Source organism: Nocardioides sp. P4_G10 (assembly GCF_056401175.1).
The window spans coordinates 150,712-166,758 of record NZ_JBFUJV010000006.1 but is presented as its reverse complement, the minus strand read 5'-3'; the positions used below and the strand labels follow the sequence as shown (position 1 = coordinate 166,758).

At 72.7% G+C, this 16,047-nt stretch carries 11 protein-coding genes; 8 read left to right on the top strand and 3 right to left on the bottom strand.

Annotated features, from left to right (window positions below; all coding sequences use genetic code 11):
• Positions 1-36: 36 nt before the first annotated feature.
• Entirely contained in the window at positions 37-1,593 is a 1,557-nt protein-coding gene (locus tag AC1DP1_RS09845) for a hypothetical protein (RefSeq protein WP_477506708.1), read from the bottom strand.
• A 46-nt stretch (positions 1,594-1,639) separates the two neighbouring features.
• On the opposite strand from AC1DP1_RS09845, the gene guaB reads away from it, so the two are divergent.
• Complete coding sequence (gene guaB / locus AC1DP1_RS09840) at positions 1,640-3,142, top strand: IMP dehydrogenase (RefSeq protein ID WP_477506707.1); 1,503 nt, start codon at positions 1,640-1,642, stop codon at positions 3,140-3,142.
• Positions 3,143-3,274: 132 nt separating this feature from the next.
• Positions 3,275-5,275, top strand: a complete 2,001-nt coding sequence (locus AC1DP1_RS09835) for a pre-peptidase C-terminal domain-containing protein (protein ID WP_477506706.1) — start codon at positions 3,275-3,277, stop codon at positions 5,273-5,275.
• A gap of 72 nt (positions 5,276-5,347) precedes the next feature.
• On the opposite strand, the gene AC1DP1_RS09830 is transcribed toward AC1DP1_RS09835, so the two are convergent.
• Positions 5,348-6,958 (bottom strand): CHAP domain-containing protein, encoded by a 1,611-nt coding sequence (locus tag AC1DP1_RS09830; protein WP_477506705.1) that lies wholly within the window; start codon positions 6,956-6,958, stop codon positions 5,348-5,350.
• A gap of 257 nt (positions 6,959-7,215) precedes the next feature.
• On the opposite strand from AC1DP1_RS09830, the gene AC1DP1_RS09825 reads away from it, so the two are divergent.
• The 4 genes from AC1DP1_RS09825 to AC1DP1_RS09810 all read left to right on the top strand — a co-directional run bounded on the left by AC1DP1_RS09825 (position 7,216) and on the right by AC1DP1_RS09810 (position 11,905).
• Entirely contained in the window at positions 7,216-8,139 is a 924-nt protein-coding gene (locus tag AC1DP1_RS09825) for an L-lactate dehydrogenase (protein ID WP_477506704.1), read from the top strand.
• Between the two features lie 21 nt (positions 8,140-8,160).
• Complete coding sequence (locus AC1DP1_RS09820) at positions 8,161-8,844, top strand: TetR/AcrR family transcriptional regulator (protein WP_477506703.1); 684 nt, start codon at positions 8,161-8,163, stop codon at positions 8,842-8,844.
• 94 nt (positions 8,845-8,938) lie between these two features.
• Positions 8,939-10,048, top strand: a complete 1,110-nt coding sequence (locus AC1DP1_RS09815; protein WP_457189076.1) for a GuaB3 family IMP dehydrogenase-related protein — start codon at positions 8,939-8,941, stop codon at positions 10,046-10,048.
• A 144-nt stretch (positions 10,049-10,192) separates the two neighbouring features.
• Positions 10,193-11,905 carry a glycerol-3-phosphate dehydrogenase/oxidase gene (locus tag AC1DP1_RS09810; RefSeq protein ID WP_477506702.1) on the top strand — a complete coding sequence of 571 codons (1,713 nt, stop codon included), beginning with the start codon at positions 10,193-10,195 and terminating at the stop codon, positions 11,903-11,905.
• Here AC1DP1_RS09810 and AC1DP1_RS09805 read toward each other — a convergent pair.
• Positions 11,902-12,429 (bottom strand): hypothetical protein, encoded by a 528-nt coding sequence (locus AC1DP1_RS09805; RefSeq protein WP_477506701.1) that lies wholly within the window; start codon positions 12,427-12,429, stop codon positions 11,902-11,904. The genes AC1DP1_RS09810 and AC1DP1_RS09805 overlap by 4 nt on opposite strands.
• Positions 12,430-12,551: 122 nt before the next feature.
• Between AC1DP1_RS09805 and AC1DP1_RS09800 the strand changes: the two genes are divergently transcribed.
• Positions 12,552-14,168 carry a succinic semialdehyde dehydrogenase gene (locus AC1DP1_RS09800; RefSeq protein ID WP_477506700.1) on the top strand — a complete coding sequence of 539 codons (1,617 nt, stop codon included), beginning with the start codon at positions 12,552-12,554 and terminating at the stop codon, positions 14,166-14,168.
• A gap of 11 nt (positions 14,169-14,179) precedes the next feature.
• Complete coding sequence (locus AC1DP1_RS09795) at positions 14,180-15,889, top strand: GMC oxidoreductase (protein ID WP_477506710.1); 1,710 nt, start codon at positions 14,180-14,182, stop codon at positions 15,887-15,889.
• The last annotated feature ends 158 nt before the right edge of the window (positions 15,890-16,047 follow it).

Here is a 16,047-nt window from a genome sequence, read left to right as displayed (position 1 = left end):
GACGTCGTCTGCCGGGCCGGCGGCATTTCGACCCCCTCAGCGCCCCCAGATCGTCCGGAAGGGCGTCGAGCAGTCGACGTCGACCTCGACCGGGTCGACGGTGTTGAGGTGGTAGATCCGGTAGCGGCCGCACGCGGTCTGCACGAACGCGTACTTGCGGATCAGCGAGCTCTGGATCGCGGTGGTGCCGAGCTCGCTCCACGTGTTGATGAAGGTCGCCTCGACGAACCACGTCGGCGGGTTGCTCCCGGTCAGCACCTCCTCCAGGTCGTCCAGGCCCGGGTCGAGGGTGCGCATCGGCAGCGACCAGAGATACGGGTACGGCGACTGGGCGCCGGTGGCCCACTGGATGTCGGCGCGCCCGCCGTAGACCAGCACCCGGTCGCCGGGCCAGGCGGCGGCCGCGATCGCCTCCCCGGTGCGTACCTCCACGGGGACCCGGCCCGCCACCCACGCACCCGTCCAGCCGACCATCGCGACGATGCTCGAGACCACCACGAGACCCACCGCGACCGGGGTGACCCGGTGCCGGACGCGGTCGAGGTGGTCGTGCGCCACGAGCGCGGCGAGGGCGAGCGCGAGGCCGGGGAGCGGCACGAAGAGGTACGGCGACCAGAAGCTGCCGCTGAGTGCGACGCCGATCAGGTCGAGGCTGAGCATCACGGCGATCGCGACCACCGGCACGGGGTCGTGCCGCAGGAGGCTGCGGAGCCGGACCGCGAAGAGCGCGACGACGAGGAGCATGCCGGTGCCGACGAAGATCAGCAGCAGCACCGAGATCCGGCTCGTCGCGCCCTCCGACTCCTGCGTGGCGATGACGTGGCTCGCGTCGGAGCGGAAGGTGACGACGTCGTACCACAGCGTCTGCAGGCGTACGCCGGCCCCGATCGCCCAGGCGACGACGACCGCCACCGGGATGGTGGCCCCGGCGGCGGCGGCCCCGGCGCAGCGGAGCGCGTCGCGCCGGCTCACCTGCCGCGCGACCAGCGACCCGGCGATCAGGACGGCGCCGAAGACGAGGCCGCCGACGATGCTCTGCTTCATCCCCACCGCGAGCATCGCCAGCAGGCCGGCGAGGAACGCGTCGGGCGGTGAGACCCGGCGCACCGCCCGCAGCGCCAGCCAGCACGAGGCCATCACGAGCGGGATGCCGAAGAGCTCGCCCTTGGCGGCGACCGGGTCGATCTCGGCGTTGCTGACCAGGGCGGCCGTCGCCACCGCCACCCAGCCGGCCAGGCGGCGCACCGCGGCCGGGTCGAGCACGCCGGCGCGGACCACCACCTCGCGGGCCGCCGCGGCCGCGGCCAGCACCAGCAACGAGCACGCGAGCGCGCCGACCAGCCGGTGGGCGTACGGCCCTCCGATCCTGTCGGTGGCCTGAACCAGCCACAGGATCGGCGGCGGCCGGTCGACCCAGTAGCGCCCGTAGAGCGAGTCGGGCTCGGGCTGCCAGGCGCGGGCGACCATGAGGAACCCCGCCTCGTCGGGCCGCAGCGGCCACAGCAGGGACGGGAAGCGCGCGAGGAAGGCCACGACCGCCGCCGCCCAGACCATGCGGCCCGCGCCCGACCGGTCGCCCCCCACCGTCCCCACCCTGACACTGTCCCAGAGCGCTCCGAACCGCCCGTAGAATGGCGGCGTGGAGATCCCGGAGAAGTTCGCTGCGCTCGGCCTCACCTACGACGACGTGCTCCTGCTGCCGGGGGAGTCCGACCTCGCGCCCAGCGACATCGACACCACCACCCGCCTCACGCGTGAGATCTCGATCCGGGTGCCGCTGATCAGCGCGGCGATGGACACCGTCACCGAGGCGCGGATGGCGATCGCGATGGCCCGCGAGGGCGGCATCGGCGTCCTGCACCGCAACCTGTCCATCGAGGACCAGGCCCGCCAGGTCGACCTGGTCAAGCGGACGCAGACGGGCATCATCTCCAACCCGGTCACCATCGGTCCCGACGCGACGCTCGAGGAGCTCGACCGGATCTGCGGCGAGTACCGCGTCTCCGGCCTCCCCGTCGTCGACCTCGACAACCACCTCCTCGGCATCATCACGAACCGCGACCTGCGCTTCACGCCGGTGGCGGAGTGGGCGACCACCAAGGTCGACGAGGTGATGACCCGCGAGGGCCTCATCACCGGCCACGACGGGATCTCGCGCGACGAGGCCACCACCCTCCTGCGCGCGCACAAGCGCGAGCGGCTGCCGCTCGTCGACGGCGAGGGCCGGCTGAGCGGCCTGATCACCGTCAAGGACTTCGTCAAGGGCGAGCAGTTCCCGCACGCGTCCTACGACGACGACGGCCGGCTGCTGGTCGGTGCCGCCATCGGCTACTTCGGCGACGCCTGGGAGCGGGCCACCACCCTGGTCGAGGCCGGCGTCGACGTCCTCGTCGCCGACACCGCCCACGGCCACGTCCACCTCCTCCTCGACATGGTGCGCCGCCTGAAGTCCGACCCGGCCACCACGCACGTGCAGGTCATCGGCGGCAACGTCGCCACCCGCGAGGGCGCCCAGGCGTTCGTCGACGCCGGCGCCGACGCGGTCAAGGTCGGCGTCGGGCCGGGCTCGATCTGCACCACCCGCGTCGTGACCGGCGTGGGCGTGCCGCAGGTCACCGCCGTCTACGAGGCGTCCCTGGCCACCAAGCCGGCTGGTGTCCCGCTGATCGCCGACGGCGGCATGAAGCACTCGGGCGAGATCGCCAAGGCGCTCGTCGCCGGCGCCGACGCCGTGATGGTGGGCTCGATGCTCGCCGGCTGCGAGGAGTCGCCGGGCGACGTCGTCTTCGTCAACGGCAAGCAGTTCAAGTCCTACCGCGGCATGGGGTCGCTCGGCGCGATGAGCAGCCGCGGCAAGAAGTCGTACTCCAAGGACCGCTACTTCCAGGCCGAGGTTGCCAGCGACGACAAGATCGTGCCGGAGGGCATCGAGGGCCAGGTCGCCTACCGCGGGCCGCTCTCCGCGGTCGCCCACCAGCTCGTCGGCGGTCTCAACCAGTCGATGTTCTACGTCGGGGCCCGCACCATTCCGGAGCTGCAGGACAAGGGCCGGTTCGTCCGCATCACCTCGGCCTCGCTCAAGGAGAGCCACCCCCACGGCGTGCAGATGACGGTCGAGGCGCCCAACTACAGCGGTTCGTGATCGCGACCTAAGTAGCGTTCCCGCGCGGCCCGGCAGGGCCTACGTTGGCTGGAGTCAGGGGATCGGGCCCCGCGACGACCTTTCATCGGCACGCTGTGCTCGATCCCGGTTTCTCTCGGGAGGAGCGCTTCAGTGCGCAGAAAGTATCTGGTCGCCACCGGCTCAGCCGGTCTGCTGGCCATCGTCACGCCAGCCCTGTCCGTCGCCGCACCAGCCGGTGACGACGCCGTCACGCCGGCCCAGCAGGAGGCCCTCGACCTGGGCATCCAGGTGGCCTCCAAGGAGTCCGACGCCGCCGCCCTGACGGCTCGGACCAACCCCAACCCCAACCCCTACCTCGCCAACCTGCCGGACATCCACGACGCCAACTACTTCGCGTGGAACAAGCAGATGCACGAGCAGGCGGCGCGCCGCGCCGACTCGGCCAAGCTCGCGTCCAACCGCCGCGCGGCCTTCGGCACGAACGGCCGGGGTGTCAACGCCCGCGGCGTGCTCACGCCGTTCGTCCACGACGAGGAGGAGCCCGACGGGACCCGGGGGTCCAACGACTCGCACGTGGACGCCGAGCCGATCCCGGGTTTCGGCACGGCCGCGAGCCGCATGCCCGCCGTCCGCATCCTGGGTGAGCTCGCCGCGCCGGTCGGGGCGCCGCGCACGCTGGCCACCACCGAGGACCAGGGCTCGATCCCGCTGGCCACCCCGACCGGCATCGCCGGCGGTGCGACGGTGACGAACTCCGTGCTGGGCGACGGGCCGCACGGTCCGGTCGCGTCCGGCGGCGACGGCACCAACGACTTCGACTTCTACTCCGTGGACGTCGCGGCCGGCGAGACGCTGACCGCCGACACCGAGGGCAGCGGCGCCGGCACCGACACGATCCTGGTCGTCTGGGACGCCGCGGGCGAGCCCCTGGCCGCCGACGACGACAGCGGGACGGGCGTGCTGAGCTCGCTGTCCTTCACGCCCGAGGCGCCCGGCACCTACTACGTGATGGTCGGCGGCTACGCCCTCGACCCGCTGCCGGCCGACCCGTTCGACTCCGGCAGCGGTGCCGGCGGAGCCGACACCGGCGCCTACCGCGTCTCCATCGCGAGCCGGACCCTCGACACCGACTACTACTCCGYGCGCCTGCGCCCGGGTGACGTCGTCGGGGCCGGCGCGGAGGGCTCGGCGACCGGGCTCACGGTGCGGACCCCGTCGGGCGAGGAGCGCGTGGGTGGGATCGGCACCGACGCCTCCGCCCTCTACCCGCCCACCTCGCCGCTCATCGGTGGCGGCAACACCGCCATCGCCTACGTCGCCGAAGAGGTCGGCTGGTACTCCGTCGAGGTCACCGGCGGCAGCGGCGCGTACGACGTGACGGTCGAGGGCTACCGGCCGGGCACGCAGGGTGACCGCGGGCGCCGGCAGACCGTGTTGCTCGACTTCGCCCCCGGCCGGGTCAACACCGGCACCTGGGGCGGCCCCGGCCAGCGCAACGTCTCGCCGTTCGCCGCGTTCGTGCCGCAGTGGGGCATCGCCCGCACCGAGGCCCGCCGGATGGAGAACCGCATCCTCAACCAGGTGCGGCGCAACCTGCAGGCCGAGATCGCCGGCACCAACCCGGCGGTCACCGTCGACGTCCTCAACGCCCGCGACAACCAGGAGCTCATCGGGCAGGAGAACGTCTCGCGGATCTACGTCGCCGGCACGATCGCCGAGACCGGCATCAGCACCATCGGCATCGCGCAGTACATCGACCCCGGCAACTTCGGCCACCAGGACGAGGCGATCGTGCTGCTCGACGTGCTCAGCGCACCGGCCGGGCCGGCGTCGTCGCTCAACACCTACATCAACGCGAGCAGCGACAGGATCGCGTTCGTCACCGCGGCGGTGGCCAACGTGACGGCCCACGAGGTCGGCCACACGATCGGCAGCTACCACACCGACAACGCCGACGAGATCCACAACATGATGGACTCCGGCGGCGCCAACTTCGGGCAGAACCTCTACGGGGTCGGCCCGGACAACGTGGGCGGCACGGCTGACGACGAGAACATCGAGTTCCAGACCGACACCTACGCGCCGGTCGAGGGCTTCACCGGCCTCGAGGACACCGAGAACGTGACCTCCTGGGCCTACGCGGGGCGCTGACCCGCAGCAGTCCCACCCGCGACGCGGTCGTCCCTCCGGGGGCGGCCGCGTCGTACGTCGACGGCGAAGCGGTCAGGGCCGGAAGCCGGGTCGCGCGGGACGGAGGTCCTCGACCCGCGCTGCAGCCGGTCGGGCGAGCAGGCGCGAGCCGGTGCGCGCGACGACGAGCTCGGCACTGCGGCGCGTCACCAGCCCGGGGGAGCGGGTGAGGTCGCGCCCCGCGCCGAGGCGTCGGGCCGGCCGCCCGGGCACGGTGCTGGTGACGACGACGACGCCGGTGCGGTCGGTGGCGGCCACGTGCAGGCCGCCGGCGACCTCCCCGACAGCGGGGGAGGCGTACGGCGACCACTCGCCGGCGAGTGCCGTCGGACGGCTCCATCGACGACCGTCGAGCGTGCGCACGCCGAGCCGCCCGGAAGCGCTGACCTGGTGCAGCCGGGTCGTGCCGTCGTCGGCGGTGGTGAGGGCGGGCGTCGAGGTGAGCGACGCGGCCGGTCCGCGGAGTCGCAGCAGGCGCCCGCGCTCGAGGGACTGCGCGTAGGTCGCTCCGCGGGACCCGACGGCCACCAGCCACGTGGAACCGGTGGCGTCGTTGCCGAGCACGGGTGCGCTGTGGGTCGACCAGGACGCCGGCCGGCCGACCCGGTCCGGGTGGGTCCACCGTCCCGCGCGGGTCAGGCGCCGGGTGACCAGCGTGCCCTCCGCGGAGACCGTCGCGAGCACCGGTCGCCGGGTGCGCGACTGGGCGAGCGCCGGGCTCGCGGTCGGGGCCGAGGTGCCGACGGCGCGCAGGGCCAGCCGCCCGCGGCGCGTCGTACCGACCATGACCCGGCCGTCGCGCGAGGTGGCGGCCACCCAGGGGCGGCCGTGGTCGTCGAGGCTCAACGCGGGTGCCACCACCGGGGTGAAGGCCCCCCGGCGACCGACCCCCCGCGTCGTTCGGCCGGGGGCGGTCAGGAGCAGGGTCCCGCGGTCGTCGACGCGCGCAGTCCACGACCCGCCGAGCCCGTCGGGCACCGACACGACTGGCCGGTCCGAGCCGACGAGGGGGGAGGGGGCGACGTCGGCGAGGTGCAGGTAGCGGAAGTCGCCGACCGGGACCGTGCGGGTGCCGTAGCCGCCGGCGGAGCCGTGGTTGTACTCCTCGATGGTCACGGTGCCGGGACCGATGTCGCTCACCCAGGCGACGTGGCCGACGCGACCCGCGTCGGTCTGGGCGACGGCGCCGATGGCGGGCACCGAGTCGACCCGGTAGCCCAGCCGGCGCGCGACGTCGTCCCAGTTGGCGGCGTTGCCCCAGTGCTCGCCGCGGAAGTGGTTGTCGAAGCCCGCCATGCCGTTGCGCTCGTGCAGGCGCCAGGAGACGAAGCTCGTGCAGTTGCGGAGCACGAAGCCCCAGGAGTCACCGATCGAGCCGTTGATCGACCACACGTTGCGGGCGCAGGTCGGTCGCGGGCCGCGCGGGTCGTAGAGGTGGCCGGAGACCGGGTCGAGGACCGGCGGCGGGGGCGGCGGGGGCGGCGGGGGCTCGACGACCGGCGCCGGCGGTTGCCCGGGCTCGGGTGAGGGCACGGGAGCGGGAGCGGGCACGGGCTCCTCGATCGGCGCCTGCGGCACGATCGGGCACTGGCCCTGCCACGCCCACGGATAGTCGTCGGCCGCGTGCGCTGCCGTGACGCCCACACCCAGCACCCCACTGGCCAGGCATGTCGCCACGACAGCGCGCGCGAACCTTCTGCTCCCTCGTCCCCCCACCTGCAGGACGTTAGGTACGGCGGCGGGTGCGCGTGACCGGCTTTGCCGAGCTGTGCACGAGCCGTTGCCGAACGCTCACGGTCACGGTGCGACCCCGGTCGGCGACGAGGTCCTCGGAGAGCTGGCCGGCCGTGCGGCCCGCAACGGTCCCTGTCCTCCGAAGGCGCCGGCTGCCACGATGAGGCGTGACCTCCGCGAAGATCGCCATCGTCGGCGCCGGCGCCGTCGGCTCCACGCTCGCCTACGCCTGCCTGGTCCGCGGCGTCGCCACCACCGTCGCCCTGCACGACGTCGACGCGGCGAAGGTGCGGGCCGAGGAGCTCGACCTCCGCCAGGGCCTGCAGTTCCTGCCCACCGCCCACGTCGAGGGGTCGGCCGACGTCTCCGTGTGCGCCGGGGCGCAGGTCGTCGCGGTGACGGCCGGCGCCAAGCAGCAGCACGGGCAGACCCGCCTCGACCTCGCGGCCTCGACCACCAGCATGCTCCGCTCCCTGATGCCGGCCCTCGTGGAGGCGGCCCCGGACGCCCGCTTCGTGATGGTCACCAACCCCGTCGACGTGGTGACGTACGCCGCCCAGAAGCTGACCGGTCTCGGCACCGAGCAGCTCTTCGGCTCGGGCACCGTGCTCGACTCGGCGCGGCTGCGCGGGCTGGTGGCGGCGCGCTGCGGCGTCGCGGTCCAGAACGTCCACGCCTACGTCGTCGGTGAGCACGGCGACAGCGAGATCCCGCTGTGGAGCAGCGCGAGCATCGGCGGAGTGCCCGTCACCGACCTGGTGGCGGCCCCCGAGCGGGACGCGATGGCCGCCGAGGTGGTGGGCGCGGCCTACGAGATCATCAAGGGCAAGGGCGCCACGAACTACGCCATCGGCGTCTCCGGCAGCCGGATCATCGAGGCGGTGCTGCGCGACGAGAAGCGGGTGCTGCCGGTCACCACGCTGCTGTCCGACTACCACGGCATCAGCGACGTCTGCCTCTCCGTGCCCACGGTGGTCGGGTCAGGTGGTGCCGAGCGGCGGCTCGAGGTCCCGATGAGCGAGGCCGAGCTCGCGGGGCTGCGCGCGAGCGCCGACCGCATCCGTGCCACCGCCCGCGACCTCGGCTTCTGAGGCGTCACCTACGCTCGCGTCGTGGAGGAGAAGAACGCCCCCGAGCGCCGCTCGTACGACGCCAGCGGGCGCCGCGCGGCAGCGGAGCGGCGACGGCTCCACGTCGCCGAGGTGGCGGCCCGGCTGTTCGCCGAGCGGGGCTGGAACGGCACGACCCTCGCCCTGGTCGCCGCCGAGTCGGGGGTGTCGGTCGAGCTGGTGACCAAGACCTTCGACGGCAAGGCCGGTCTCTTCATGGAGGCGTTCCGGTCCGCCGGGTTCGGGCGCCGCGGCGGGCTGCGGGAAGCCTTCGCCGGGCTACGGCTCGACGACGAGCCCGACCTCGAGGCGCGGCTCGACCGGTTCGTCGAGTTCGCCTGCAGCATCGTCGTACCGATGGGGCCGCTGGTGCTGGTGCTGGCGCACGGTGCCGAGCAGGACACGGCCCTGCGTGACCTCGTCCGCGGCGCGCACCTCGGCCATGCGGCGATGTGCGGCGACCTGGTGCGGCTGCTCGCGCGCGGGGAGCCGGCGCCGGACGCGGTCGACGAGGTCTACCTGCTGACGCGCGCGGAGACCTACGTGACCTTCGCTCAGCACCGCGGCTGGACGGTCGAGCGGTACGCCGCGTGGCTGCGGCGGTCGCTGCGCACGGCCGTCGACGGGCCGCCCACGTCCACGAACGGTGGAAGCGTGCCACCCGCCCCAAAATTGGGTACGATGTAACCGGATCCAAACGTGGGGTGTGGATCCCGGGTCCAGAAGGTCCGGTCGGGTGGGGGCCCGGCCGGACCTGCTGCTCGCCGATAGGCTGCCGCGCATGAGCGAGATCGAGATCGGCCGTGCCAAGCGCGGCCGCCGGGCGTACTCCTTCGACGACATCGCGATCGTGCCCTCGCGGCGCACGCGCGACCCCGAGGAGGTCAGCACCGCCTGGCAGATCGACGCCTACCGCTTCGACATCCCGGTGCTGGCCGCGCCGATGGACTCGGTCATGTCGCCGTCCACCGCGATCGCGCTGGGCCAGATGGGTGGCCTCGGGGTGCTCAACCTCGAAGGTCTGTGGACGCGCTACGACGACCCGACCGGCCTGCTCGAGGAGGTCGCCGGGCTCTCCGGTCACGAGGCCACCCGCCGGATGCAGGAGATCTACACCGAGCCGATCAAGCCGGAGCTGATCACCGAGCGGCTCAAGGAGGTGCGCGCCGCCGGCGTCACCGTCGCGGGCTCGCTCTCGCCGCAGCGCACCAAGGACCACGTGAAGGCCGTCGTCGACGCCGGCGTGGACATGTTCGTCATCCGCGGCACCACCGTCTCCGCCGAGCACGTGAGCAGCCAGGCCGAGCCGCTCAACCTCAAGGAGTTCATCTACGAGCTCGACGTCCCGGTGATCGTGGGCGGGTGCGCGACCTACCAGGCCGCGCTCCACCTGATGCGCACCGGTGCCGCGGGCGTGCTCGTCGGCTTCGGCGGCGGTGCCGCCCACACGACGCGCACGGTCCTCGGTGTCGCCGTGCCGATGGCCAGCGCCGTCGCCGACGTCGCCGCCGCCCGCCGTGATTACCTCGACGAGTCCGGCGGCCGCTACGTCCACGTCATCGCCGACGGCTCCATCGGCAGCTCGGGCGACATCGCCAAGGCCGTCGCCTGCGGCGCCGACGCGGTGATGATCGGCTCGCCGCTCGCCCGGGCCGTCGAGGCCCCGGGCCGCGGCTTCCACTGGGGGAGCGAGGCGACGCACGCCCAGCTGCCCCGCGGCGAGCGCGTCGGCTTCGAGCCGGTCGGGTCGCTGGAGGAGATCATGTTCGGCCCCTCCCGCGTCGCCGACGGCACCATGAACCTCATCGGCGCCCTGCGCCGCGCGATGGCCACCACGGGCTACACCGAGCTCAAGGAGTTCCAGCGCATCGAGGTCGTCGTCCAGCACTGATCGCGGAGTCGTGAGGTCATCCGGTGACCCCCCGGCTCCGCGCTGTCGATTCGACCGCCCCTGAGACACTGGCGCCATGACGAACACGCCACGGAGTTCTTCTCCTCCGCTGCGCTCCCCCGGAGAACGCCGCGGGGACCCCGAATGACGCTCGCCAAGGCCCTCGATGCCGATCAGCGCGCAGATGCGCTCCAGCAGCTCGGGTCCGGTGAGCTCGACGTGCTGGTCGTCGGCGGCGGGATCGTCGGTGTCGGAGCGGCGCTCGACGCGGTGACGCGCGGGCTCAAGGTCGGGCTGGTCGAGCAGCGCGACCTCGCCTCCGGGACGTCGTCCCGCTCGTCCAAGCTGGTGCACGGCGGCCTGCGCTACCTCGAGATGTTCGACTTCGCGCTGGTCAAGGAGGCGCTGGAGGAGCGCGGCCTGCTGCTCACCCGGCTCGCGCCGCACCTGGTCCGGCCGGTGCCGTTCCTCTACCCGCTCGAGCACGCGTGGGAGCGCCCCTACGTCGGCGCTGGCGTCGCGCTCTACGACACGATGGCGATGACCGGCAGGTACGACATGGGCGTGCCCAAGCACAAGCACGTCTTCCGCAAGCAGCTCGCCCGGATGGCGCCGGACATCCGCACCGACAACCTCCACGGCGCGATCCGCTACTACGACTGCCAGGTCGACGACGCGCGCCTGGTGATGACCATCGCCCGCACCGCCGCCAACAACGGCGCCCACGTCGCCACCCGCACCAAGGTGACCGGCTTCCTGCGCGACGGCGACCGCGTGGTCGGCGTACGCGCGCGCGACCTCGAGGGCCAGCGTGACCTGGAGATCCGTGCCCGCGTCGTCATCAACGCGGCCGGGGTCTGGACCGACGAGGTGCAGGACCTGGTGGGCGGCGAGGCACAGCTCGACGTCGACGCCAGCAAGGGCATCCACGTCGTCGTCCCCAAGGACCGGATCCGGTCGGAGTGCGGCTTCATCACCAAGACCGAGAAGTCGGTGCTTTTCGTGATCCCGTGGGACGACTTCTGGATCATCGGCACGACCGACACCGCGTGGGACCTGGACCTCGCCCACCCCGCCGCCAGCAAGACCGACATCGACTACGTCCTGGAGCACGCCAACCGGCTCCTCAAGGACCCGCTCGACCACCGCGACGTCGTCGGGGTGTACGCCGGACTCCGGCCGCTGCTCAAGCCGACGCGCAAGGAGGGCGAGATGGGGGAGACCACCAAGCTCTCCCGCGAGCACACGGTCGCCAACCCGGTGCCCGGCCTCGTTCTGGTCGCCGGCGGCAAGCTGACGACGTACCGCGTCATGGCGCGCGACGCGGTCGACCACGCGATCCGCGACTTCGACGCCACGCCCTCCTCGATCACCGACCGGGTGCCGCTGATGGGTGCGTGGGGCCACGAGGCGCGGACCAACCAGCGGGTGGCGCTCAGCCGTGCGTCGGGTCTCGAGATCGGGATGATCGACCACCTGCTCGGCCGCTACGGCGGACTCGTCGACGAGCTGCTGGCCCTGATCCACCGCCGCCCCGAGCTCGGCGAGCCCCTGCCCGGGGCCGAGCACTACCTGCGGGCCGAGGTGCTCTACGCCGTCACCCACGAGGGCGCGCGCCACCTCGACGACGTGCTCGCCCGGCGGACGCGGGTGTCGATCGAGACCTTCGACCGCGGCATCGCCGCCGCGCGTCCGGCCGCGGAGCTGATGGCCGAGGGGCTGGGCTGGGACGACGCGCAGCTCGAGGACGAGGTCGACCACTACCTGCGGCGGGTCGAGGCGGAGCGTCAGAGCCAGCTCATGCCGACCGACCAGGAGGCCGACGAGGCACGGGTCAAGGCCCGCGACATCGTCTAGAGGCGTTGGACCGGACCCGGCGCCGATCCCCCGAAGGCCTCGCGCAGGCCGGACCGCTTGCCGCCGGCCTCCAGGGCCTCGGCGACCTTGCCCACCGGTCGGGCCCCGGGCCACACGTGCACGACCATGAGCGCGAGCGAGACCAGGGCGCCCCCGAGGTAGGTGAGGATGCTGCCGTCGGGGAGCACGAACGCGGCAGCCACCGAGGCGATGGCCACGAACTCGGCGATGGCGAACCGCATGATCATGAGCGCCTGCCAGCGGGTGCGGGCCTGCGCGGCCGCGTCGTCGTCGGTGAGCGCCGGGGACAGCCCGGGGGTGCGGTAGCCGACAGCCTCGAGCAGCAGGTGCGCGGCGACGCCGGCCAGCACCTGCACCGCCAGCGTCACGAGCGGGACCGACTCCGGTGCGGGCAGGACCACCGACAGCGCGACGCCGATGACGACCAGGGCGCCCATGAGCGAGCCCGCCAGGATCCGGGTGGACAGCGCGAAGGGCGCGGACGTGGGCAGCGGCGTCGACATGCGGCGAGCCTAGACCGGGTGACCGGCGGTCGGGCGTTGGACAAAAGCGACTGATATGTCGAATGTTGGGACGAAGTGACCAACCAGTAGCAACGGCGTCGGGGGCGACCTACGCTGCAGGGATGAGTGAGCAGACGCCTGCGTCCGGTCCTGTCACCGACGGGCCAGCCGACCCCGAGCACGACGCCACCGCCGCCTACGGCCTCGACCGCGCGTACGTCGCCAGCCTGACGCGGCGCCTCGTCAGCACCACCGGTGAGACGGTCGCCGTCGCGTCGCCGATCGGCGGCACGCCGCTCGCGCACGTCCCCCAGTCGAGCCCGGTCGACGTGGCCGAGGCGTTCGCCCGCGCGCGCCGGGCGCAGGCGTCGTGGGCGGCCACCTCCGTCGACGACCGGGCGGCGGCGCTCCTGCGGCTGCACGACCTGCTGCTCGACCGGCAGGAGGAGCTCATCGACCTCGTCGTGTGGGAGTCGGGCAAGGCCCGCAAGGACGCCTACCTCGAGGTCGCCCACCTCGCTCTCACCGCGCGCTACTACGCCCGCACCGCCCACGAGCACCTCGACACCCGGCGCGTCGGCGGCATGTTCCCGGTGCTCACCCGGGCCGAGGTCAACCGCGTGCCGAAGGGTGTCGTCGGCATCATCTCGCCCTGGAACTACCCGCTCACGATGGCGCTCTGCGACGGCATCCCGGCGCTCCTGGCCGGCAACGCGGTGGTGTCCAAGCCCGACGCGCAGACCGTGCTCACCGCGCTGCTCGCCGCCCAGCTGCTCGAGGAGGCCGGCTTCCCGCCCGAGACCTGGCAGGTCGTCGCCGGCCCCGGTCCCGAGGTGGGCGGCGCGATCGTCGCGAACGCCGACTACGTCTGCTTCACCGGCTCCACCGCCACCGGCCGCATCATCGCCAAGGGGTGCGCCGAGCGGCTGATCGGCTGCTCGCTCGAGCTCGGTGGCAAGAACCCGATGCTCGTGCTCCGCGACGCCGACGTGCACCGGGCCGCCGAGGGCGCGACCCGCGCGGTCTTCTCCAACGCCGGCCAGCTGTGCGTCTCGATGGAGCGCCTCTTCGTCGCCGACCAGGTCTACGACCGCTTCGTCGACGCCTTCGTCTCCCGCACGCAGGCGATGACCCTCGGGGCCAGCCAGGAGTGGTCGGTCGACGTCGGATCGCTGATCTCGCAGGCGCAGCTCGACACCGTCACCCGCCACGTCGAGGACGCCGTCGCCAAGGGCGCCCGCGTGCTCACCGGTGGCCGGCACCGCCCCGACCTCGGGCCCTACGTCTTCGAGCCCACCATCCTGGAGGGCGTCTCGGCCGACATGGACTGCTTCGGCAAGGAGACCTTCGGCCCGGTCGTCTCGCTCTACCGCTTCCACAGCGAGGACGAGGCGGTCGAGCGCGCCAACGACGGCACCTACGGCCTCAACGCGTCGGTGTGGACCCGCGACACCGCGCGCGGCCGGGCGCTGGCTCGCCGCATCGCGTGCGGCACGGTCAACGTCAACGAGGCCTACGGCGCGACCTTCGGCTCGCTCGGAGCGCCGATGGGCGGCATGCGCGAGTCGGGCCTCGGTCGTCGGCAGGGTGCCGAGGGCATCCACCGCTACACCGAGGCGCAGTCCGTCGCGGTCCAGCGGCTGGTGCCGATCGCGCCGATGTTCGGGATGTCGGAGGAGACCAACGCGAAGGTGATGACCGGGGCGCTGCGGCTGCTCAACAAGCTGGGCCTGGCGTGAGCGGGGACCCCGTGACCACCCACTACGACGTCCTCGTCATCGGGTCGGGCTTCGGGGGGTCGGTCTCGGCGCTGCGGCTGACCGAGAAGGGCTACACGGTCGGCGTGCTCGAGGCGGGCGCCCGGTTCGCCGACGACGAGCTGCCCGAGCACGGCGGCGACGTGAAGAAGTTCCTCTTCCGCCCGGAGGTCGGTCTCTACGGCATCCAGCGCATCGACATCGTGCACGACTGCTTCATCCTCGCCGGCGCCGGTGTGGGCGGCGGCTCCCTCAACTACGCCAACACCCTCTACGAGCCCCCGGAGCCCTTCTACCAGGACCGGCAGTGGTCGCACATCACGGACTGGCGGTCCGAGCTCGCGCCCTACTTCGACCAGGCCAAGCGGATGCTGGGCGTCACGACGTACGCCAGGACCACGCCCGCCGACGTGGCGATGAAGAAGGTCGCCGACGAGATGGGGGTCGGCCACACGTTCGTGCCGACGCCCGTGGGCGTCTTCTTCGGAGAGCCCGGGCAGGCCGAGGGCGAGACGGTGCCCGACCCGTTCTTCGGCGGCGCCGGGCCGGAACGGTCCACCTGCATCAACTGCGGTTCGTGCATGACCGGATGCCGGCACAACGCGAAGAACACCCTGGTCAAGAACTACCTCCACCTCGCCGAGGGCAACGGCGCCGTCGTGCACCCGCTGACCACCGTCACCGACGTACGACCCCGCCCCGAGGGCGGGTACGAGGTCACGGCCCGCTGGACCAAGGCCAAGCTGTCGCGCCGGCGTGCGGTGAGGACCTTCACCGCCGACCACGTCGTCTTCTCAGCCGCCTCGATCGGCACGCAGCGCCTGCTGCACCGGCTCAAGGCCGAGGGCTCGCTGCCCGGGATCTCCGACAGGCTCGGGGTCCTCACGCGCACCAACTCCGAAGCCATCCTCTGGGCCACCGCCAACGACGACGCCGTCGACTGGACGGAGGGCGTCGCAATCACCTCGAGCTTCCACCCCGACGAGCACACGCACGTCGAGCCCGTCCGCTACGGCCGCGGTCGCAACGTGATGCCGCTGATGGCCACCGTGCTCGTCGACGAGGTGCTCGGCGAGAAGCGGTGGCGCACCTGGGGCAAGGAGCTCTGGCGCCAGCGCGACGGACTGCGCGACCTCTACTCGCTCGACACGTGGTCGCGTCGCACAGTGGTCGCCCTCGTCATGCAGACGCTCGACAACTCGATCACCACGGTGTGGCGCAAGCGCGGCGGCTTCGGCTACCTGTCGTCGACACAGGGCCACGGCGCCCCCAACCCGACCTACATTGCGTCGGCGTACGACGCCGTACGCCGGCTGGCGCGCATCATGGGCGCCCGTCGGGCCTACGGCGCGATCGGTGAGCCCCTCGGCATGCCGTTGACGGCGCACTTCATCGGCGGGTGCGCCATCGGTGACTCGTCCGCGACCGGTGTCGTGGATCCCTACCAGCGCCTCTACGGCTACGACGGCCTGCACGTGGTCGACGGGTCGGCGGTGTCGGCGAACCTCGGGGTGAACCCGTCGCTCACCATCACCGCGCAGGCCGAACGGGCGATGGCGTTCTGGCCCAACAAGGGCGAGGCCGACCCGCGCCCCGAGCTCGGGGCGACCTACCGCCGGCTCGCGCCGGTGGAGCCGAAGAACCCGGCCGTGCCGGCGGCCGCGCCGGGGGCGCTGCGGCTGCCGATCGTCGGCGTCAGCTGATCCTGCGGACTTCTCCGAAACTTGCTTGCAGGCGGGCCGTAACCACCCCTCGCAGAGGTCGTTGGGCCGGGTGAGGGGCCCGGCAGTCATGCTCCCTCCCAAGGGCCGGGTCTCTCGTCTCGGCAACTGTTCGCAGTGGCTGGGAGCCAAGCCCCAGG